The organism is Neobacillus rhizophilus (assembly GCF_018343535.1).
GTDB classification, from domain to species: domain Bacteria; phylum Bacillota; class Bacilli; order Bacillales; family Cytobacillaceae; genus Neobacillus; species Neobacillus rhizophilus.
The window spans coordinates 931,361-949,834 of sequence record NZ_JAGYPF010000002.1; the positions used below are offsets into that span (position 1 = coordinate 931,361).

Here is an 18,474-nt window from a genome sequence, read left to right on the forward strand (position 1 = left end):
CAACATGTAAAACATAAAAGGGAGTTTTGGGGAAATGCTGTTCAACTCGATTAAAAACGGACTGCTGTCCGGCTTAAAGACAACTTGGACATTGGGGAAAATTATTTTTCCAGTTACGCTTATCGTCGCCGTGCTGCAGTATACACCAGTATTGCCTTGGGTTATCAAGCTGATTTCCCCGCTGATGAAGCTTTTGGGACTCTCTGGAGATGCCGCCATTCCGCTTGTTCTCGGCAATTTCCTGAACCTTTATGCTGCAATCGGAGCCATTTTAACACTCGATTTTTCCGTAAAAGAAGTGTTTATTTTAGCCATTATGCTATCCTTTTCACACAACTTATTTATCGAATCCGGTGTTGCGATGAAGGCTGGCGTCAAGCTTTGGGTCGTCCTGACAACAAGGCTGGGATTGGCGATTGTTTCTGCTGCAGTGATTAATCTTGTCTGGCATGGCGGCAGCGCCCCAGCCAAGTACGGCTTAATCGAAGCACAAACAGGGCATCCATCAAGCCTTGGCGGAATCTTTTTACAATCGATTGAAAAAGCGGGTCTCGGTATCCTGCAACTCGCAATGATTGTTATTCCGCTAATGGTGGTCATTCAGATTTTGAAGGATATCAACTGGTTGAAAAAGTTTTCGAAAACGATGTCTCCTGTTACCAAATCGCTTGGCATGCAGGAGAATACCTCCACGACCATGGCTGCAGGTCTCTTATTCGGGCTAGCGTATGGTGCAGGCGTCATGATTCAAGCCGTTAAAGAGGACGGAGTCAGCCATAAAGACGTGACCTTGGCATTTATTTTTCTCGTCGCCTGTCATGCAGTTGTCGAGGATACATTAATTTTTGTACCGCTAGGCACCCCAGTTTGGCCGTTGTTCTTAATCCGGCTGGGGGTAGCGATTATCTTAACCTTAATCGTCGGCACCATTTGGCGGCGGTCAGGTCTACTAAGAAAGGAAGCGGAATAGTGAAAATTACTACAATCCTATTTGATTTAGATGGAACTTTGATTGATACAAATGAATTAATTATCGCATCGTATTTGCATACATTGGAAAAATTTTATCCCGGCAAGTATCAGCGCGAGCATGTTTTACCATTCATGGGTCCAACCCTTAGTGAGGCGTTTAGCACCGTAGACCCTGAGCAGGTAGACGATATGATTGCAGAGTACCGGGCTTTTAATGTTGCAAACCATGATGCCTTTGTGAAGGAATTCCCTGGTGTATTTGAAACAATTCAAGCTTTAAGGGAAAAGGGCTACAAGCTTGCGATCGTTACAACTAAACGTCTTGATGTGGCGATGATGGGGCTGCGCTTGACGAAGATGGATTCGTTTTTTGAAACGGTCATTGCTTTGGACCATGTTACCAAGGTCAAGCCGGATCCAGAACCAATTTTGAAAGCATTGGAACAGCTTGGCTCGTCTCCATCTGAAGCGATGATGGTCGGCGATAATCTCCACGATATTTTGGGCGGGAAAAATGCTGGGGTGTTGACGGCAGGTGTCGCCTGGTCAGCTAAAGGCCGCGATCACATTGCCGAGCAAAATCCAGATTACATCTTAGAGGAAATGCCGGATTTATTAACAATCCTTGGCTAATAAGAAAGTATAAACTTTCTGTTGAAAGCTTTATTCTTTCTTAACGCATAAGTGCAACTACGCCTCTGTCTTCGCCCTAAGGGGCTCGCCAATCGGCGAGTTTTCTATAAAAAATAAACAATCCTCGGAGAGTGAGAAAAATGAGGAAAACGACCCGCTACCCTGTCGAGGGCGCGAACTCCCTTTGGCAGGTCTATAAAACGGTGTCTTTCTGGAAGGTTGCCAAAAGTTTTATTGTTATTCAGGTGGCGCGCTATACTCCTTTTATGAGTGTGAAAAACTGGCTGTATCGAACTTTTCTCGGCATGAAGGTAGGGGAAAAGACATCGTTCGCGCTGATGGTTATGCCGGATATCATGTTCCCGGAAAAAATCAGCGTTGGCCGCAACACGGTCATCGGTTTTAATACGACGATCCTCGCCCATGAGTATTTGATAAAGGAATACCGCTTGGGTGATGTTATCATCGGGGACGAAGTGATGATCGGCGCCAACTCGCTTATCATGCCCGGGGTGACGATTGGCGACGGGGCCATTGTCTCAGCGGGTACGATGGTACATAAGGATGTTCCTCCCGGCTATTTTGTCGGGGGCAACCCAATGCAGGTCATTTATACAAAAGAGCAGCAGGCCGATCGGTGGGCCGATGATCCGATTTATGCAAAAAAAGAATAAATGAAATGAAAGTCTGGTCTGGGGTGTTTGACCAGGCTTTTTTAATAGGTGGTTTTTTTAGTTTGGCGGATACTTACAGGGTTTCAGCGGATTTTCAGTTAAAGTTGGCGGATAAATTAACGGGTTTGGCGGATATTAACGAGGATTCAGCGGATAACCCTCTAAGTTTGGCGGATACCCCCAGTCTGGTCCTTGAAAGCAACCTTTTTCAAAAGGCATTTTTAAAAAAATAGCGTTTGGCGAATAACAACTAATTTTTGACGAATAAGTTACCCGGTTTGGCGAATAAGTTACCCGATTTGGCGAATAAAATCAGGAATCCGGCGAATAATACATAAGATTTGGCGAATAAGTCAATACCCTCAAACAGGAATCCCACCTCTAGTCTTAATATTCAATGTTTTTTCATTGACGAAAACCACGACAAGGTTTAAACTACATATAATTAACTTTACTTCTCTAATACATTAGCAGACTAAAGTGTTCGGAAAAGGATGGGAAAGATGAGCCGCTTGTTTATGTTTGAAAAGCCTTTAGGGATGCGGGATACGCTCCCAGAATTATATGAAAAAAAGCATCAAGTACGTTCCGCAATTGCGGAAACGATGAAGCTTTGGGGCTATCAATTTATTGAAACCCCGACTCTTGAATACTATGAAACCGTTGGCGCGGCATCGGCGATTCTTGATGCCCAGCTTTTTAAATTACTTGACAAAGAGGGGCATACCCTCGTTTTACGGCCGGAAATGACAACTCCGATTGCACGCGTGGCAGCTTCCAAGTTATTAAATGAGGACTTGCCCGTTAGATTGGCGTACTCGGCAAATGTATACCGGGCCCAGCAGCGCGAGGGCGGCCGGCCTGCTGAATTTGAGCAGATTGGTGTCGAATACTTGAATGACAATACCGTCTCCTGCGACGGTGAGACGATAGCTTTATTAATTTCTTCTTTAAAAAAAGCAGGCTTGTCGGAATTTCAAGTCTCAATCGGACATGTCGGATTTTCCCAGGAACTGTTCATGCAGATTCTTGGCACCAACGGCAGGGCGACAGCACTAAGGAAGTTTTTATATGAAAAAAATTATGTCGGCTATCGTGAAAGCGTCCAGTCCTTTAACCTCTCTTCGATTGATAAACAAAGGCTCTTGAAGCTGCTACAGCTAAGGGGTGGTGAAGAGGTAATCGAATACGCTTTGGACGTTATTGAAAATGACAAAGGCAAGCAGGCAATCACAGAATTACAAGAGCTGTGGGATGTCATTAAGGATTATGGTGTCGAAGAACATGTGAAGTTTGATTTTTCAATCGTCAGTCATATGAGCTACTATTCTGGCATTTTATTTGAGGTTTATGCCGGGAATGTCGGCTTTCCGATTGGCAACGGCGGCCGCTACAGCTTACTTGATAAGTTTGGAAAAAATGCAACCGCAACAGGGTTTGCGGTCCGGCTTGATATGCTGCTCGAGGCAATGGGAGGCGGCCAAACGGAAACTACCGGGCATTGCATTTTGTTTAGTCAGGAACACAGGAAGGAAGCGTTTGACCTCGCCCGCAAAATGCATGAGGAAGGAACGAGAACAGTGCTTCAGGATATTACCGGTGTAAAAGACCTTGATGCTTTCACAAAGAAATTTGCCGGGACTACCTTTTTAATTGGGGGTGGACAGCGATGAAAGATGTATTAACCATTGCCATGCCAAAGGGGCGAATTTTTGAAGAAGCAGCGGAATTGTTGCGTAAAGCAGGCTATAAGCTGCCGCCTGAATTTGATGATTCCCGCAAACTCATCATCGATGTTGCCGAGGAAAACCTGCGCTTCATTCTCGCAAAGCCAATGGATGTTGCCACTTATGTCGAGCACGGCGTTGCCGATGTAGGCATTGCCGGAAAAGACGTATTACTCGAAGAAGAACGCGATGTCTATGAGCTTCTTGATTTAAAAATCAGCTATTGTTATCTGGCAGTTGCCGGTCTTCCGGATACAAAAATGAACGAAGTGGCGCCAAGAGTGGCAACGAAATATCCGAATGTCGCTGAAGCTTATTTCCGTGAGCAGGGGGAGCAGGTGGAAATCATTAAATTAAATGGCTCCATTGAACTTGCCCCATTAATCGGATTATCGGACAGGATTGTTGATATTGTCTCAACTGGACGTACCCTTAAGGAAAACGGACTGGTTGAGTATGAAAGAATTGTCGATGTGACTTCACGGCTGGTTGTCAATCCGGTCAGCTACCGAATTAAGGATGCGCAGATTGACGATCTGGTTGCGCGTCTTCATGAAGTGGTGGGGGTTTAATAAATGAAAATTCAAAGAGTGCAGGATCTAGTTTCAATAAAAAGGTCGATAGAGGCCGGGACCTCCGAACAGCAGGCGGCTGTCAAAGGAATTATCGCAGATGTCCGCAGCCGCGGAGATGAGGCATTAAGAGAATACACAGAAAAATTCGACCGTGTAAAGTTGTCTTCTTTTTCCGTAACAGAAGAGGAAATTGAAGAAGCTTACGGGAAGGTTGATGACCAATTTATTTCCATCGTTCGGGAAGCAGCGGAAAATATCCGTACATACCACAAAAAACAGCTGCGTCCTTCCTGGATGACAACGGAGGAGAATGGCACTATTCTTGGGCAAAAAATTACCCCGCTTGATTCAGTAGGCGTGTATGTTCCTGGCGGAACGGCGGCTTATCCTTCATCAGTGCTGATGAACGTGGTTCCTGCAAAGGTTGCCGGCGTGAAGAGGATTGTCATGGTGTCTCCTCCGGGTGCCGATGGGAAACTGCCTTCAGCGGTACTTGTTGCCGCTAAAGAAGCAGGTGTAGTAGAAATCTACAAGGCTGGCGGAGCCCAGGCCGTAGCGGCGCTGGCTTACGGAACGGAGTCAATCCAGCCTGTTGATAAAATTACCGGACCTGGAAATATCTACGTAGCGCTTGCTAAACGCGAAGTATTCGGCGACGTCGACATCGATATGATTGCCGGCCCAAGTGAGATTGCTATTTTAGCAGACGAAACAGCCAGGGCAGACGAAGTGGCGGCTGACTTGTTATCCCAGGCCGAGCACGACCCACGGGCTTGCAGTGTGTTGGTGACACCGTCACAGGAGTTGGCCGAGGCGGTTGCTATCGAGGTTGAAAAACAGCTTGCCTTGCTGCCGCGCAAAGAAATTGCTGCCAGGTCAATTGCCGATTACGGTGCTATTTACGTGACGAACGATATCGATGAAGCGGTTGAAACGGTTAACCAGCTAGCACCAGAACACCTTGAAGTTATTACAGCAAACGCAATGGAGCTGTTAGGGAAAATTCGTCACGCTGGAGCTATTTTTATCGGACGGTATAGTTCTGAACCAGTTGGCGACTATTTTGCCGGACCGAATCATGTGCTGCCGACAAATGGAACGGCACGCTTTTCGAGCCCGCTCAACGTCGATGATTTTCAAAAGAAATCCAGTGTGATTATTTATAGTGAAAAAGCATTAAAGGCTAACGGCGCAAAAATTGCGGCATTTGCCAGAATGGAAGGGCTTGAGGCCCATGCCCGCGCTGTTGAGGTAAGACTAAAAAACGATAACTAGTGGGGTGAGCTCGTGGAACGAGTTGCAAGAGTGGATAGAAAAACAAATGAAACGAATATAAAGCTGACGTTTGATGTGGATGGCGAAGGAAGTTCCAACCTGGAAACAGGTGTACCATTCTTAAGCCACATGCTCGATTTGTTTACGAAACACGGACAATTTAATTTAACAGTGGATGCAAATGGTGACATTGAAGTCGATGACCATCACACAACGGAAGATATCGGCATTTGTCTGGGGCAGGCTCTTCGTGAAGCCCTTGGCGACAAACGTGGTATCAAACGTTATGGCAATGCTTTTGTTCCAATGGATGAAGCATTGGCGCAGGTAGTGGTCGATCTTAGCAATCGCCCACATCTGGAAATGCGTGCGGAGTTCCCTGGCCAGAAGGTAGGAACCTTCGATACCGAATTGGTTCATGAGTTTCTCTGGAAGCTTGCCCTGGAGGCACGGATGAATCTCCATGTAATCGTCCATTACGGAAAAAATACTCACCATATGATTGAGGCTGTCTTCAAAGCACTCGGCCGGGCACTCGATGAAGCTACAACCATCGATCCGCGCATCAAAGGTGTTCCATCTACAAAAGGAATGTTGTAGATTCTAGAAAATTCGGGGAGTAACAGGCACCGCGTGCCACTGCACCAGAAAGGATGTTTATATGATCGGTATTGTAGATTATGGCATGGGGAATTTATTTAGTGTCAGCAAGGCGCTGGAACGTCTGGGGGCAGATTATTTTATTTCAGCCAATCATAGTGAATTGCTTGAGGCTGATGCCTTGATTTTGCCTGGGGTTGGTGCCTTTCGTGATGCGATGGAGCGTCTGCCTGCAGATACAATAAAGGAATTTGCTGCCACCGGAAAACCGCTTCTTGGTATTTGCCTTGGCATGCAGCTTTTGTTTGAAAACAGTGAGGAAAATGGTTTTACAGAAGGTCTTGGTCTCTTGCCGGGCAGTGTCCGCCGTTTCCCTGGCCGCTCCGAGAACGGTGAACCATACAAGGTTCCCCACATGGGCTGGAACCGGCTTGAGTTCGTGAATGCCTCGCCGCTTACTAGCAAGTTGGAAGAGGATTATGTCTACTTCGTTCATTCTTATTTTGTTAATGCGGAGAACTCCGAGGTCCTCGTTGCTAAAGCGGATTACCATGAACAGGTATCCGCTGTTGTCGGCCGTGATAACATTTTCGGTATGCAATTCCATCCCGAAAAAAGCAGCCGGCTTGGAATGGCCCTACTTGATAATTTTTTAAAAATAGCAGTTGAAAGGAAGGCGGTACGATGACATTCACAATTTATCCCGCAATTGACATGCGGGGCGGGAAATGTGTCCGCCTTCTGCAAGGCGATTACGACAAAGAAACAGTTTACGGCGATTCTCCATTTGACATGGCCCGGTCCTTCGCGGCTGATGGCGCCGAGTGGATCCATATGGTGGACCTTGACGGGGCAAAGGATGGCAAGCGCGTGAATGACCGTTTTGTGATTGAGGCTGCTCAGAAGCTCGCTAATGTGAAAATCCAAATCGGCGGCGGCATTCGGTCGGAGGCTGATATTGCCCATTATTTGGAGAATAATGTGGACCGAGTTATTATAGGAAGCATTGCCGTTTCCAATCCGGAGTTCGCTATTGATATGATTAAAAGGTACGGAGGGCAGATTGCAGTAGGAATCGATGCGAAAAATGGCTATGTGGCTACACATGGCTGGTTCGACACTTCTGAAGTGAAGGCGGTTGAGCTTGGGAAACGCTTCGCGGAGGCTGGGGCGGAGACCTTTATTTTTACCGATATTGCCACTGACGGAATGCTTTCTGGACCAAATATTGCTGCTGTCAGTGAACTAGCCGAAGTTACTGGCAAAAACGTCATTGCCTCAGGCGGAGTGAGCAGCCTAGCGGATTTACAGGCCCTATCCACGGCAAAAGGAATCGGCGGGGCAATCGTTGGCAAGGCCCTTTATGAAAAAAGATTTACCTTAAAGGAAGCTTTAAAAATTGGTCAGCTTTAAAACAGGGGCGGGGGAGAAATCATGACTTTAACTAAAAGAATTATACCCTGTTTGGACGTAAAGGACGGGCGGGTAGTAAAGGGAATTCAATTTGTCCAACTGCGCGACGCCGGCGATCCGGTAGAACTGGCGCGGATTTACGATGAGCAAGGGGCAGACGAGCTTGTGTTTCTTGATATCTCTGCTTCAGTTGAGGGACGGAAGACAATGGTTGAGGTTGTTAAGGCGGTTGCCTCCGAATTGGCCATTCCTTTTACGGTCGGCGGCGGCATCAATTCATTGGAAGATATGAAAAAAATTCTTCGTGCCGGGGCAGATAAGGTATCCTTGAATACTGCGGCGGTCCAGAATCCGGAACTCATTCGTGAAGGGGCCGACTTTTTTGGTTCGCAATGTATAGTTGTAGCAATCGATGCAAAATATGATTCCGAGATTGGGACTTGGAGGGTATACACACATGGCGGCCGAAAGCCAACTGAAAAAAAGGTAATCGATTGGGCGCGGGAGGCAATGGAGCTTGGCGCTGGGGAAATTTTATTGACCAGCATGGATAGCGATGGCGAGAAAAACGGCTTTGACCTTTCTCTTACGAAGGCGGTCAGTGAAGCCGTTACGATTCCAGTTATTGCCTCAGGCGGTGCCGGAAACGCGGAGCATTTTGCTGAAGCCTTTTTGGAAGGTAAAGCCGATGCCGCACTTGCCGCATCCATTTTTCATTACAAAGAAACTTCAGTACAGGAAGTTAAAAGCTGTTTGCGCGAAAAGGGACTGGCCGTCCGTTAACTAGGGCGCGATCATAAGATTTTATCAAAAACTAAGTTCGATTTCAAAAAAGGAAGTGACGGTCCGATGAATCCGGACACTATCAAATTTGACGAAAAGGGATTAGTCCCTGCCATTATTCAAGATGCAGAAACATTAGAAGTTTTGACACTGGCTTATATGAATAAAGAGTCGCTTGCGAAAACATTGGAAACAGGTGAAACCTGGTTCTACAGCCGCTCCCGCCAGGAATTGTGGCATAAGGGTGCAACGAGCGGCAACACTCAGTCTGTCGTCAGCATCAAATACGACTGCGACCAGGATGCCATTCTTGTACAGGTGAATCCGAAAGGACCTGCATGTCACACAGGAGCGGTCAGCTGTTTTTCAGGGGAAGAGGTTGCCGATCGCAAATCCAGCCTAGGGGACTATCAAATTTTACAAACCCTAGAAAAGGTTATTTTGGACCGCGAACGTGAGCGGCCGGAAGGTGCCTATACCACTTACCTATTTGAAAAAGGTGTAGACAAGATTTTGAAAAAAGTCGGTGAGGAAGCGGCCGAAGTCATCATCGCAGCTAAAAACCGCGACCATGGAGAACTGAAATGGGAAGCAGCCGACTTGCTCTATCACCTGCAGGTATTGCTGGTGGAACAAGGCCTTCCATTTAAGGAAGTTTTGCGGACACTGGAAGAAAGACACAAGGACCGGTCCTGATTTTGGACCGGTTTTTCTATGGGAAAATTACCTGTTTTGGGAATTACTCACCGATTTTTGCAATTTACTCGCCGAAATTCGGATTTACTCGTCGGAATCTAACATTTACTCGCAACAATTTCAGAATTTACTCGCCAAAAACATCATTTTACTGGCTGCTCCCCCATTTTTTAGCTCCGGAAATTTTTCCATTCCGCCCAAAGCCCTAAATCCTTCTCGTACAAGTCAGAATTGTGTTATACTACATTAGTTATTAATGGATGATGGAGGACTGCATGAGTAAAGACGCAAAAGCAAGAATGCAAAAGGGGAAAATACTTTCATTTGTTCCTACGGGGGAATATTATTTCAAGAAAGGAATTAAGGCATACCATCGCCGTGATTTTTTCAAAGCGAAAAAATATCTAGGACGGGCGCTGCAGCTTGAGCCGGGCGAACCGATGATTGCGTGCCAGCTGGCCATTGTGTCGACTGAACTTGGCGAGTTTGAAGATTCCAACCGACTCCTGCATCTCATCCTTGAAGATCTTGACCACGAAATGGTGGAGTGCCACTACTTCTTAGCAAATAATTATGCCCATTTGGGATTTTTTAAAGACGCTTATCACCATGCCAACCTTTATATGGAATTGGATGCAGGTGGTGATTTTTCAGAGGATGCGGAGGAATTGCTTGAGCTTCTCGCATTGGAGTCGGATGATTTGGCTGATGAGTTCTTTCAGCAAGACGACCTAATCGTTAAACAGGAGCAAGCTCGCGAGCTTCTCGAATCAGGTTATTTCCCAAAAGCGATTGAACTATTAAAGGAAGTCATCAAGGACTATCCGGAATACTGGTCTGCCTACAACAACCTAGCGCTCGCTTATTTCTATTTAGGCAAAAGCGAGAAGGCGGACGCCATCTTAAATGATGTTTTGAAAAAGAACCCTGGGAATCTGCACGCACTATGCAATAAAATGATATTTGCCCATTATCAAGGGCGTACCAAATATGTCAATGAGCTGTTCGATAGCTTGAAAAAAGTTCAGCCGCTCTTAAGCGAACACCAATTTAAGCTTGGAACTTCTTTCGCACTTGTTGGCGAATATGAGCATGCTTATGTATGGCTGAAAAAATTATATAAAAACGGCTTTGATGGGGATGGCCCGTTTTATTATTGGCTCGCCTATTCTGCTTATTTCACTGGCAGGGAAATTTTCGCCCAAAACGTTTGGAAAAAGCTTCTGGAAATTAGCCCTGACAAAGAGGGCCAGGAACCGTGGAATACAAATGAGCAGGACCGTGCAAACGGGTTTGAGGACCATTCAGGATCGATTTTTCAAAAACTAGAAAGCGACTATGTCGAGGAACGGCTATTTGCTCTTTTCCTGACAACTGTTTCGGATAAAAAGGATGAAATCATCACTTCAAAGCGCCTTTTTCAAAACCAGAAATTTACGGCACTGGAGAAGGAATACATCTCGTTAATCCGGTCGGGAAGACCGTCACGGACGGCCGACGCGCAGGAAGTCGCCGAGCTGTTTTACGAAAACCATCAGCCGATTGGGACAATTGAGGCCGGTTTATATTTAATGTGGTTTTCCGTTTTTGTGGAAATGTTTAAAGCAAATATGCAATTGAAAAATAAAAGCGCCTGGGCAGGTGCAGTCGAGTACGTCTGGCACAGGCTGCGCAGTGAAAAAGTGTCCCAGCAGGAAATCGCACAGCGCTACGGAACCTCATCGGCAACAATCGGAAAATACGTAAAGCTAGTCAATGAGCTTTTAAATTAAAATCACCCCGAAATCCCCGGAAATGAGCAGATTTTTGGACTATAAATCAATTGTTTAATACGATTAAGTTGGGAAAGCTAAACTTAATCGTTTTTTTTATACAAGGAGTGAAAACGACCATGACTGAAGAAAAAATTTATGATGTCATCATTGCTGGGGCGGGTCCTGCCGGGATGACAGCTGCTGTATATACATCACGTGCAAATCTTTCGACCCTCATGATTGAACGGGGAATGCCGGGCGGCCAGATGGCCAATACCGAGGATGTTGAAAACTATCCGGGTTTTGAAAGCATTTTAGGTCCAGATTTATCAACGAAAATGTTTGAGCATGCGAAGAAGTTCGGTGCCGAATATGCTTACGGTGACATTAAAGAGGTTGTTGATCATGGCGATTATAAATTGGTCAAAGCCGGATCAAAGGAGTATAAAGCCTATTCTGTCATCATTACAACAGGTGCAGAGTATAAAAAAGTCGGAGTACCAGGCGAAAAAGAGCTAGGCGGCCGCGGAGTTTCCTATTGTGCGGTCTGTGACGGGGCATTCTTCAAAAATAGAGAGCTTTTTGTCATCGGCGGAGGGGACTCTGCAGTTGAAGAGGGTGTATACTTAACTCGATTCGCATCTAAGGTTACCATCGTACATCGACGTGACCAGCTTCGTGCACAGAAAATTCTTCAAGATCGCGCCTTTGCCAATGAAAAGGTCGATTTTATTTGGAATCATACCATTAAATCGATTAATGATAAGGACGGTAAGGTTGGCAGTGTAACATTGGTGTCAACAGTGGATGGTACAGAACAAACCCTGCCTGCAGACGGTGTGTTCATTTATATCGGAATGGTGCCGCTATCTAAACCATTCGAGAGCTTAGGCATAACAAACGAAAATGGCTACATTGAAACAAACGAAAAAATGGAAACAAAGGTGCCGGGCATTTTCGCAGCAGGAGATATCCGTGAAAAAACACTACGCCAGATTGTAACGGCGACTGGCGACGGTAGTATTGCTGCCCAAACAGCCCAGCACTATGTGGAAGAATTGAAAGAGGAAATGAAACTGAAAAAATAATTAAAAAGTTTCCCAACATTTTTTACAAAAAGTTAATCCTGTTTTAATTGAACTGTAACAGTAGTGAAATAAAAATATAGTATGATTATGGAAATTGACCCCCTTTAAAAATATATACCTTTTCTGCACAGGTCCAGCAGCCTGTGCTCTTTTTTTGTGTTTAGCAAGAAAGCTACATAACTAATAAGGGTCCCGCTAAAAGGAAACTAGCCCCAATTGTAATATTTGCAAGAGGGAATTTACAGAAATATCAATTTTCAATTGATTGTGAGCGGGTTATAAAAATAGTATAATGAGAAGAATATATGAGGTTGTTATCTTAAGATATTTTGCAATATGTGTTTATATAAAGAGGGTGAAATGTTGTGCAGCGGGTCACCAATTGTGTGTTAATTAGAGAAAATAAGGTATTGTTGCTGCAAAAACCGCGGCGCGGCTGGTGGGTGGCACCAGGCGGGAAAATGGAGCCGGGCGAGTCGGTCCGGGATTCCTGCATCCGGGAATACCGTGAAGAAACGGGCGTATATTTAAAGAATCCCCAGCTAAAAGGAATTTTTACAATGATTATGATGGAGGGAGACCAACTTCTGTCGGAGTGGATGATGTTTACCTTTGTGGCCCACGATTCCGACGGCTTAGACCTTGATGAGTCGGAAGAAGGCAAGCTTGAATGGCACCTTTTTGACCAAATAAAAGGCTTGCCGATGGCAGCCGGAGACTACCATATTATCGATTATATGATCCACGGCAAGGGAATGATTTACGGTACTTTTACTTATACAAAAGACTTTCAGCTGATTAGTTACCGATTAGATCCAGGTTAATTCGAAATAGGAGGAATCAAAATGAGTACCGGTTCGACAAGCGATATCCAAATGGTCATTATTACTGGCATGTCCGGCGCAGGGAAAACAGTCGCCATCCAAAGCTTTGAGGATTTAGGATTCTTCTGTGTCGATAATCTGCCTCCTACCTTACTGCCGAAATTCCTAGAACTTATGAAGGAATCAGGGAATAAAATGAATAAAGTTGCCCTTGTCATGGACCTAAGGGGACGTGAGTTTTTCGATCATCTTTTTAAAGCGTTGGATGATAATCTTGCAGAAACCTCCTGGGTTACACCGCAGATTTTATTCCTTGATGCGGATGATGCCACATTGGTCCGCCGCTATAAGGAAACAAGACGGTCCCATCCACTCGCGAAGTCAGGGTCGCCTCTTGAAGGAATTACCCTTGAACGGGAGCTTCTTGAGGAGTTAAAAGGCAGGGCGCAATTAATTTACAACACTTCCCAGATGAAACCGCGGGAATTACGTGAGAAGATATTAACGGAGTTTACGGCGAATAAACAATTAATTTTTACAGTTAACGTTATGTCGTTCGGTTTTAAACACGGCATTCCCATTGACGCCGACCTTGTTTTTGATGTGCGCTTTTTGCCCAATCCGCATTATATTGAACATATGCGCCCGAAAACAGGACTCGACGAGGATGTCTCTAGCTATGTCTTAAAATGGAATGAAACACAGAAATTTTTGGAAAAAGTAACCGACCTTCTGAGTTTCATGCTCCCTCATTACAAAAGGGAAGGCAAGGCCCAATTGGTGATTGCGATTGGCTGTACGGGCGGCCAGCATCGTTCTGTGGCGCTCGCCGAATACATTGGCCGATTTTTCCAAAAGGATTATAAGACGATTGTTTCTCACCGTGACATTGAGCGGAGAAAGGAAAAGACAACATGAAAGAATTTTGGCAGCCTAGAATTGTCGTCATCGGCGGCGGCACAGGGTTACCTGTTTTGCTTAGAGGTTTAAAGCAGTATCCTGTTGATATTACCGCTATTGTCACCGTCGCAGACGATGGCGGCAGTTCAGGGCGAATCCGTGAGGACCTGCATGTTCCTCCGCCAGGTGATGTCCGTAATGTTTTGGTGGCACTTTCCGATGTGGAGCCTCTTGTCGAGGAAATGTTCCAGCACCGGTTTAAGACGTCAAATGAACTATCTGGCCATTCGCTTGGCAACCTGATTATTGCCGCGATGACCTCAATTACTGGTAATTTTGTTCATGCGATTCAGGAAATGAGCAAGGTTCTGAATGTAAGGGGAAAAGTGCTGCCTGCTGCCAACCAAAGTGTTGTGTTGCATGCAGAAATGGAGGATGGCACGATTGTATCAGGAGAATCGAAAATTCCCTATTCCGGAAAAAAAATTAACCGGGTATTTTTGACCCCAAAGCAAATCAGGCCGCTTCCGGAAACGATTCAGGCCATCCGACAAGCCGACCTTATTATTCTTGGACCAGGCAGTTTATATACGAGTCTATTGCCTAATCTGCTTGTTCCACGGCTAGGCGATGAGGTGTGTCGTTCGCATGCCAAAAAGGTTTACATTTGCAATTTGATGACACAGGCCGGCGAAACGCATGGCTATACTGCTAGCGATCATGTGCGAGCTATTTATGATCATATGAGCAGAGCGTTTATCGATACGATACTCGTGAATAATGAAGAAATTCCGCAGGATGTTCAGCTTCGCTATAATGAGGAATTGGCCCATCCTGTCCTCTACGATGTGGACCGGTTAACCGAGCTTGGTCTTGAGACGGTTTATGCCGACATTGCCAATCTAGAAAACGGCGCGCTAAGGCATGACCCGAAGAAGGTTGCAAAAATTTTATATAATTTGTTAATAAATGAAACCAAAAGACGTTATGAAGCGTAAATAAGTTAATATTATTTAAAAAGCTTATTTGGCATGTTCTTTTTTGAGCTAATAAAAAAGTATAAGTGCAACTACGCCTCTGTCTTCGCCCTTAGGGGCTCGCCAATCGGCAAGTTTTCTTTAAAAAATTACTTTCAAAAAGGAATATTTATGTTAGTGTTGGTCATAAGGAGGTGAGGGAATGTCTTTCGCTTCGGAAACGAAAAAGGAATTAACGAACTTGGAAGTGAAATCCTGCTGCAGCCGCTCTGAGCTTTCAGCGCTGATCCGCATGAACGGTTCCCTTTCCTTTTCAAATCGAAAAATCATTGTCGATATTCAAACCGAAAATGCTGCGATTGCCAGAAGAATTTATACATTGATTAAAAAGAATTACCAGGTTCAGGTTGAGCTGCTTGTCCGCAAAAAAATGCGCTTGAAAAAGAACAATGTTTACATCGTGCGTTTGGCAGAGCAGGCCAGGGAAATTCTCGAGGATACGAAAATCCTTGGTGAGGGTTTTACCTTCATCCATGATATCTCCCCCGAACTGATAACAAAGAAGTGTTGTAAGCGTTCTTATCTGCGTGGTGCGTTTTTGGCCGGAGGTTCCGTGAATAACCCGGAAACATCCTCCTATCACTTGGAAATTGCTTCACTATATAAGGAGCATAATGATTCCTTATGTGAATTGATGAATACATTTGACTTGAATAGCAAAACGCTTGAGCGCAAAAAAGGCTATATTACGTACTTAAAAGAGGCTGAAAAGATAACCGAGTTTTTAAATATTATTGGCGCGCATAATGCCCTGCTCCGCTTTGAGGATGTCCGAATTGTCAGGGACATGCGTAATTCCGTTAACCGCCTGGTAAACTGTGAAACCGCCAATCTTAATAAAACAATCGGTGCCTCAATAAGGCAGGTAGAAAACATCCGGTTCATTGATCAAACGGTTGGCCTGCAGATTTTACCTGATAAATTGCGGGAAATAGCTGAACTTCGGTTGAATTATACAGATGTTACCTTAAAGGAACTGGGTGAAATGGTTTCCGGCGGGTCTATTAGCAAATCCGGCATCAATCATCGCCTGCGTAAAATTGATGAAATTGCCGAGAGGCTGAGGGCTGGAGAAATGCCATCTGTGAAGTAGATATAATTTTAGAATAGTTTGTTAAAGAATGAGCATTCATTTTATATTATAGTGGGATAATGAGGAGGAATTTGAAATGTTGGTTAAAGAAGTAGAAGTTAAATTAAGAACTGGTTTACAGGCGCGTCCTGCTGCCCTATTTGTACAGGAGGCGAACCGCTTTTCGGCAGATATTTTCCTAGAGAAAGACGGCAAGAAAGTAAATGCCAAAAGCATTATGGGCTTAATGAGCCTAGCTGTCGGTTCAGGCGTTGTCATTAATATTATTGCAGACGGCTCTGATGAAGAAACCGCCATTAAGGCATTATCAGAATTTATTCAGAAGGATCATTAAGAAAAAAAAGCTGGCTCACATTCGAGACCAGCTTTTTTGTATTAAAAAAGCAATCGGCATGCCGCCGATTGCCCGTTATAAGTATTATTTGTCTTTCTTATCAAGAATATTGCGTGTAATGATGTTGTCAATTAAGCCATATTCTTTCGCTCTTTCAGCAGTCATGAAGTTATCACGGTCGGTATCTTGGCGAAGTACTTCAATTGGCTGGCCAGTGCGCTCAGCTAAAATGCCGTTTAGTTTTTCGCGAAGGAATAGAATGCGCTTGGCGGCAATTTCAATTTCAGTAGCCTGGCCTTGAGCTCCGCCTAACGGCTGATGAATCATCACTTCAGCGTTCGGCAATGCGAAGCGCTTGCCCTTTTCCCCCGCTGCAAGCAAGAAAGCGCCCATAGACGCTGCCATACCGATACATACAGTGGATACATGTGGTTTAATATACTGCATGGTATCATAAATGGCCATTCCGGCTGTAATGCTGCCGCCCGGGCTGTTAATATAAAGAGTAATGTCCTTTTCAGGATTTTCCGCTTCAAGGAACAACAATTGCGCTACAATGCTGTTGGCAACATTATCATCTATGGCGCTTCCAAGCATGATAATCCGATCTTTTAACAGACGGGAATAAATGTCATAGGCCCTTTCGCCGCGATTCGTTTGTTCGATGACTGTAGGAATCAAATTCATTTTTCTTCCTCCTTTGAATAGAAAAGGTAAAAAACTTATGTATAGTTATCATACACTGATGGTCAATAAAGGTCAAACGATTCACCTTAAAAATGTTCGACAACTTTCCCTCATACAGGATAACCAATCTTCAGGATTTTTAAAACCGTAATGGACTCTTATAAATACTATAACAGTAAATCCTCTTGCAAAAAAACATAACTCGCTGTATAATGTAAAAGTCGCTAATAATTTTGCCCTCGTGGTGCAACGGATAGCACGTAAGATTCCGGTTCTTAAAATGTGGGTTCGATTCCTGCCGAGGGCGTACGAGAGACCTTGTGTTTGTTGAGTTTTCAACAGACACGAGGTCTTTTTTCATTTAATTTGTCTGGGTGCTTTTCATTCTCGTGTACCACGCAACGAATAACACGTAATGGAGGGCATTATTATGTCGAGAAGAAAATCAGTTAGCACAAACATATTGGAAAAATTGGTTCAACAGCAGGAGCAACCCTCTAAAGACTTTCAGAAAGCAACAGAGGAATTTCTTAAGCATTGTAAGATTAAAGGACTTTCACCAGACACGGTCAAATTTTATGATAAAGAACTGAAAGGACTCTCTAGAGCATTAGTTGAAATTGAGATTTCATTGAAAGACTTGAGGATTCTCAAGACAAATGACATTGAAAGTTGGATCGAATACATGTTGGAGAAGAAAAGAGCCATTTCCTCAATCAATGCAAGAATGAGAGCAGGAAGAACCTTTATGAATTACTGTTTGAAAAAAGATTACATTGAAAGGAATCCTTTTGACGGGGTGTCACAATTGAAGAAACGGCACACCGTTGGAGCGACCTTTACGAAGAAACAGTTGAACAAATTATTGGATGCTCCAGATATAACACAATTTGTTGGCTTACGTGACCTCGCAATTATGTTAACGTTCGCTCATGTTGGACTTCGTCTTAAAGAACTTTGTTCACTTAAGGTTCAAGACATATCATTTGAAGGAAATGGGGAAGTTATAATTCAACAAGCTAAAAATCGATACGCAAGACGTGTCCCGATGACTAAGCGGTTAAGGACGGTTTTGAAAGCATATGTCGCAGAACGAGGGCTTTTAGAGGAGACTGATGCTCTGTTTGTAAGCGTCGAGAATGCCCCAATAAACGCTCGGACGGTACAAGAGCGACTGAAACATTACGGAGTGGTTTCAAAGGTCGAAAACGAAGTCCCAGTAAGTCCACACGCATTTCGAAGGACGTTCTGTCGGTTAAAAGTGGAAGCTGGAGTAAATTTATTCGTTCTACAGAGATTGACGGGTCATAGCGACCTTGAAATGCTCCAGCGTTATGTTCAGATTTATGGAAAAGACCTTGAACAAGCAATTGAGAAAGGTTTTGAATAAGAGTTAATTGAAAAACTAA

General features: G+C 44.5%; 20 protein-coding genes and 1 tRNA gene. 20 read left to right on the forward strand and 1 reads right to left on the reverse strand.

Annotation, left to right across the window (positions count from 1 at the left end; genetic code table 11):
* Positions 1-34 precede the first annotated feature (34 nt).
* The 18 genes from KHA99_RS12210 (at position 35) to KHA99_RS12295 (ending at position 16,378) form a co-directional block, all read left to right on the forward strand.
* Positions 35-970, forward strand: coding sequence for a nucleoside recognition domain-containing protein (locus tag KHA99_RS12210; protein ID WP_213117713.1), 936 nt, complete (start codon positions 35-37; stop codon positions 968-970).
* Positions 970-1,605, forward strand: a complete 636-nt coding sequence (gene ppaX / locus KHA99_RS12215) for a pyrophosphatase PpaX (protein WP_213117714.1) — start codon at positions 970-972, stop codon at positions 1,603-1,605. Before KHA99_RS12210 ends, ppaX begins: the two co-directional genes overlap by 1 nt.
* A 140-nt stretch (positions 1,606-1,745) precedes the next feature.
* Positions 1,746-2,279: an acyltransferase gene (locus KHA99_RS12220; protein WP_213117715.1), complete on the forward strand. Its 534-nt coding sequence runs from the start codon at positions 1,746-1,748 to the stop codon at positions 2,277-2,279.
* 503 nt (positions 2,280-2,782) lie between these two features.
* Complete coding sequence (locus tag KHA99_RS12225; protein WP_213117716.1) at positions 2,783-3,952, forward strand: ATP phosphoribosyltransferase regulatory subunit; 1,170 nt, start codon at positions 2,783-2,785, stop codon at positions 3,950-3,952.
* The gene (gene hisG / locus KHA99_RS12230) at positions 3,949-4,578 is read left to right on the forward strand and encodes an ATP phosphoribosyltransferase (protein WP_213117717.1); all 630 of its coding nucleotides are present in this window, start codon (positions 3,949-3,951) and stop codon (positions 4,576-4,578) included. Before KHA99_RS12225 ends, hisG begins: the two co-directional genes overlap by 4 nt.
* A 3-nt stretch (positions 4,579-4,581) precedes the next feature.
* A complete protein-coding gene (gene hisD, locus KHA99_RS12235) occupies positions 4,582-5,856 on the forward strand; it encodes a histidinol dehydrogenase (protein ID WP_213117718.1) in 1,275 nt (424 codons plus the stop codon).
* A gap of 12 nt (positions 5,857-5,868) precedes the next feature.
* Entirely contained in the window at positions 5,869-6,456 is a 588-nt protein-coding gene (gene hisB / locus KHA99_RS12240; protein ID WP_213117719.1) for an imidazoleglycerol-phosphate dehydratase HisB, read from the forward strand.
* Between the two features lie 61 nt (positions 6,457-6,517).
* On the forward strand, positions 6,518-7,144 hold the full coding sequence (gene hisH / locus KHA99_RS12245) for an imidazole glycerol phosphate synthase subunit HisH (RefSeq protein WP_213117720.1): 627 nt from the start codon (positions 6,518-6,520) through the stop codon (positions 7,142-7,144).
* Positions 7,141-7,869 carry a 1-(5-phosphoribosyl)-5-[(5-phosphoribosylamino)methylideneamino]imidazole-4-carboxamide isomerase gene (gene hisA, locus KHA99_RS12250; RefSeq protein WP_213117721.1) on the forward strand — a complete coding sequence of 243 codons (729 nt, stop codon included), beginning with the start codon at positions 7,141-7,143 and terminating at the stop codon, positions 7,867-7,869. The genes hisH and hisA overlap by 4 nt, the downstream gene beginning before the upstream one ends.
* Positions 7,870-7,890: 21 nt before the next feature.
* Positions 7,891-8,652, forward strand: coding sequence for an imidazole glycerol phosphate synthase subunit HisF (hisF, locus tag KHA99_RS12255; protein ID WP_213117722.1), 762 nt, complete (start codon positions 7,891-7,893; stop codon positions 8,650-8,652).
* A gap of 66 nt (positions 8,653-8,718) precedes the next feature.
* Positions 8,719-9,348, forward strand: a complete 630-nt coding sequence (hisIE, locus tag KHA99_RS12260) for a bifunctional phosphoribosyl-AMP cyclohydrolase/phosphoribosyl-ATP diphosphatase HisIE (protein WP_213117723.1) — start codon at positions 8,719-8,721, stop codon at positions 9,346-9,348.
* Positions 9,349-9,623: 275 nt separating this feature from the next.
* Complete coding sequence (locus KHA99_RS12265) at positions 9,624-11,120, forward strand: tetratricopeptide repeat protein (protein WP_213117724.1); 1,497 nt, start codon at positions 9,624-9,626, stop codon at positions 11,118-11,120.
* 119 nt (positions 11,121-11,239) lie between these two features.
* Positions 11,240-12,190 carry a thioredoxin-disulfide reductase gene (gene trxB, locus KHA99_RS12270; RefSeq protein WP_213117725.1) on the forward strand — a complete coding sequence of 317 codons (951 nt, stop codon included), beginning with the start codon at positions 11,240-11,242 and terminating at the stop codon, positions 12,188-12,190.
* 365 nt (positions 12,191-12,555) lie between these two features.
* Positions 12,556-13,014, forward strand: coding sequence for an 8-oxo-dGTP diphosphatase (locus KHA99_RS12275; RefSeq protein ID WP_213117726.1), 459 nt, complete (start codon positions 12,556-12,558; stop codon positions 13,012-13,014).
* Positions 13,015-13,035: 21 nt separating this feature from the next.
* The gene (gene rapZ / locus KHA99_RS12280) at positions 13,036-13,932 is read left to right on the forward strand and encodes an RNase adapter RapZ (protein WP_213117727.1); all 897 of its coding nucleotides are present in this window, start codon (positions 13,036-13,038) and stop codon (positions 13,930-13,932) included.
* On the forward strand, positions 13,929-14,912 hold the full coding sequence (mgfK, locus tag KHA99_RS12285) for a gluconeogenesis morphogenetic factor MgfK (RefSeq protein ID WP_213117728.1): 984 nt from the start codon (positions 13,929-13,931) through the stop codon (positions 14,910-14,912). The genes rapZ and mgfK overlap by 4 nt, the downstream gene beginning before the upstream one ends.
* Before the next feature lie 181 nt (positions 14,913-15,093).
* Positions 15,094-16,044: a DNA-binding protein WhiA gene (whiA, locus tag KHA99_RS12290; RefSeq protein WP_213117729.1), complete on the forward strand. Its 951-nt coding sequence runs from the start codon at positions 15,094-15,096 to the stop codon at positions 16,042-16,044.
* 76 nt (positions 16,045-16,120) lie between these two features.
* Positions 16,121-16,378, forward strand: a complete 258-nt coding sequence (locus KHA99_RS12295) for an HPr family phosphocarrier protein (protein WP_213117730.1) — start codon at positions 16,121-16,123, stop codon at positions 16,376-16,378.
* An 84-nt stretch (positions 16,379-16,462) separates the two neighbouring features.
* Here KHA99_RS12295 and clpP read toward each other — a convergent pair whose 3' ends face one another.
* Positions 16,463-17,065: an ATP-dependent Clp endopeptidase proteolytic subunit ClpP gene (clpP, locus tag KHA99_RS12300; protein WP_213117731.1), complete on the reverse strand. Its 603-nt coding sequence runs from the start codon at positions 17,063-17,065 to the stop codon at positions 16,463-16,465.
* A 235-nt stretch (positions 17,066-17,300) separates the two neighbouring features.
* On the opposite strand from clpP, the gene KHA99_RS12305 reads away from it, so the two are divergent.
* Positions 17,301-17,372, forward strand: a tRNA-Arg gene (locus KHA99_RS12305).
* Between the two features lie 123 nt (positions 17,373-17,495).
* On the forward strand, positions 17,496-18,455 hold the full coding sequence (locus tag KHA99_RS12310; RefSeq protein WP_213117732.1) for a tyrosine-type recombinase/integrase: 960 nt from the start codon (positions 17,496-17,498) through the stop codon (positions 18,453-18,455).
* Positions 18,456-18,474: the final 19 nt, after the last annotated feature.

Excerpts from the sequence above, each read along its gene's own strand:
- KHA99_RS12295 (WP_213117730.1), top strand. The coding sequence starts at position 16,121 with ATGTTGGTTAAAGAAGTAGAAGTTAAATTAAGAACTGGTTTACAGGCG.
- clpP (WP_213117731.1), bottom strand. The coding sequence starts at position 17,065 with ATGAATTTGATTCCTACAGTCATCGAACAAACGAATCGCGGCGAAAGG.
- hisG (WP_213117717.1), top strand. The coding sequence starts at position 3,949 with ATGAAAGATGTATTAACCATTGCCATGCCAAAGGGGCGAATTTTTGAA.
- KHA99_RS12210 (WP_213117713.1), top strand. The coding sequence starts at position 35 with ATGCTGTTCAACTCGATTAAAAACGGACTGCTGTCCGGCTTAAAGACA.
- whiA (WP_213117729.1), top strand. The coding sequence starts at position 15,094 with ATGTCTTTCGCTTCGGAAACGAAAAAGGAATTAACGAACTTGGAAGTG.
- hisA (WP_213117721.1), top strand. The coding sequence starts at position 7,141 with ATGACATTCACAATTTATCCCGCAATTGACATGCGGGGCGGGAAATGT.
- hisH (WP_213117720.1), top strand. The coding sequence starts at position 6,518 with ATGATCGGTATTGTAGATTATGGCATGGGGAATTTATTTAGTGTCAGC.
- rapZ (WP_213117727.1), top strand. The coding sequence starts at position 13,036 with ATGAGTACCGGTTCGACAAGCGATATCCAAATGGTCATTATTACTGGC.
- hisD (WP_213117718.1), top strand. The coding sequence starts at position 4,582 with ATGAAAATTCAAAGAGTGCAGGATCTAGTTTCAATAAAAAGGTCGATA.
- KHA99_RS12310 (WP_213117732.1), top strand. The coding sequence starts at position 17,496 with ATGTCGAGAAGAAAATCAGTTAGCACAAACATATTGGAAAAATTGGTT.
- hisF (WP_213117722.1), top strand. The coding sequence starts at position 7,891 with ATGACTTTAACTAAAAGAATTATACCCTGTTTGGACGTAAAGGACGGG.
- hisIE (WP_213117723.1), top strand. The coding sequence starts at position 8,719 with ATGAATCCGGACACTATCAAATTTGACGAAAAGGGATTAGTCCCTGCC.
- KHA99_RS12220 (WP_213117715.1), top strand. The coding sequence starts at position 1,746 with ATGAGGAAAACGACCCGCTACCCTGTCGAGGGCGCGAACTCCCTTTGG.
- mgfK (WP_213117728.1), top strand. The coding sequence starts at position 13,929 with ATGAAAGAATTTTGGCAGCCTAGAATTGTCGTCATCGGCGGCGGCACA.
- KHA99_RS12225 (WP_213117716.1), top strand. The coding sequence starts at position 2,783 with ATGAGCCGCTTGTTTATGTTTGAAAAGCCTTTAGGGATGCGGGATACG.
- KHA99_RS12265 (WP_213117724.1), top strand. The coding sequence starts at position 9,624 with ATGAGTAAAGACGCAAAAGCAAGAATGCAAAAGGGGAAAATACTTTCA.
- trxB (WP_213117725.1), top strand. The coding sequence starts at position 11,240 with ATGACTGAAGAAAAAATTTATGATGTCATCATTGCTGGGGCGGGTCCT.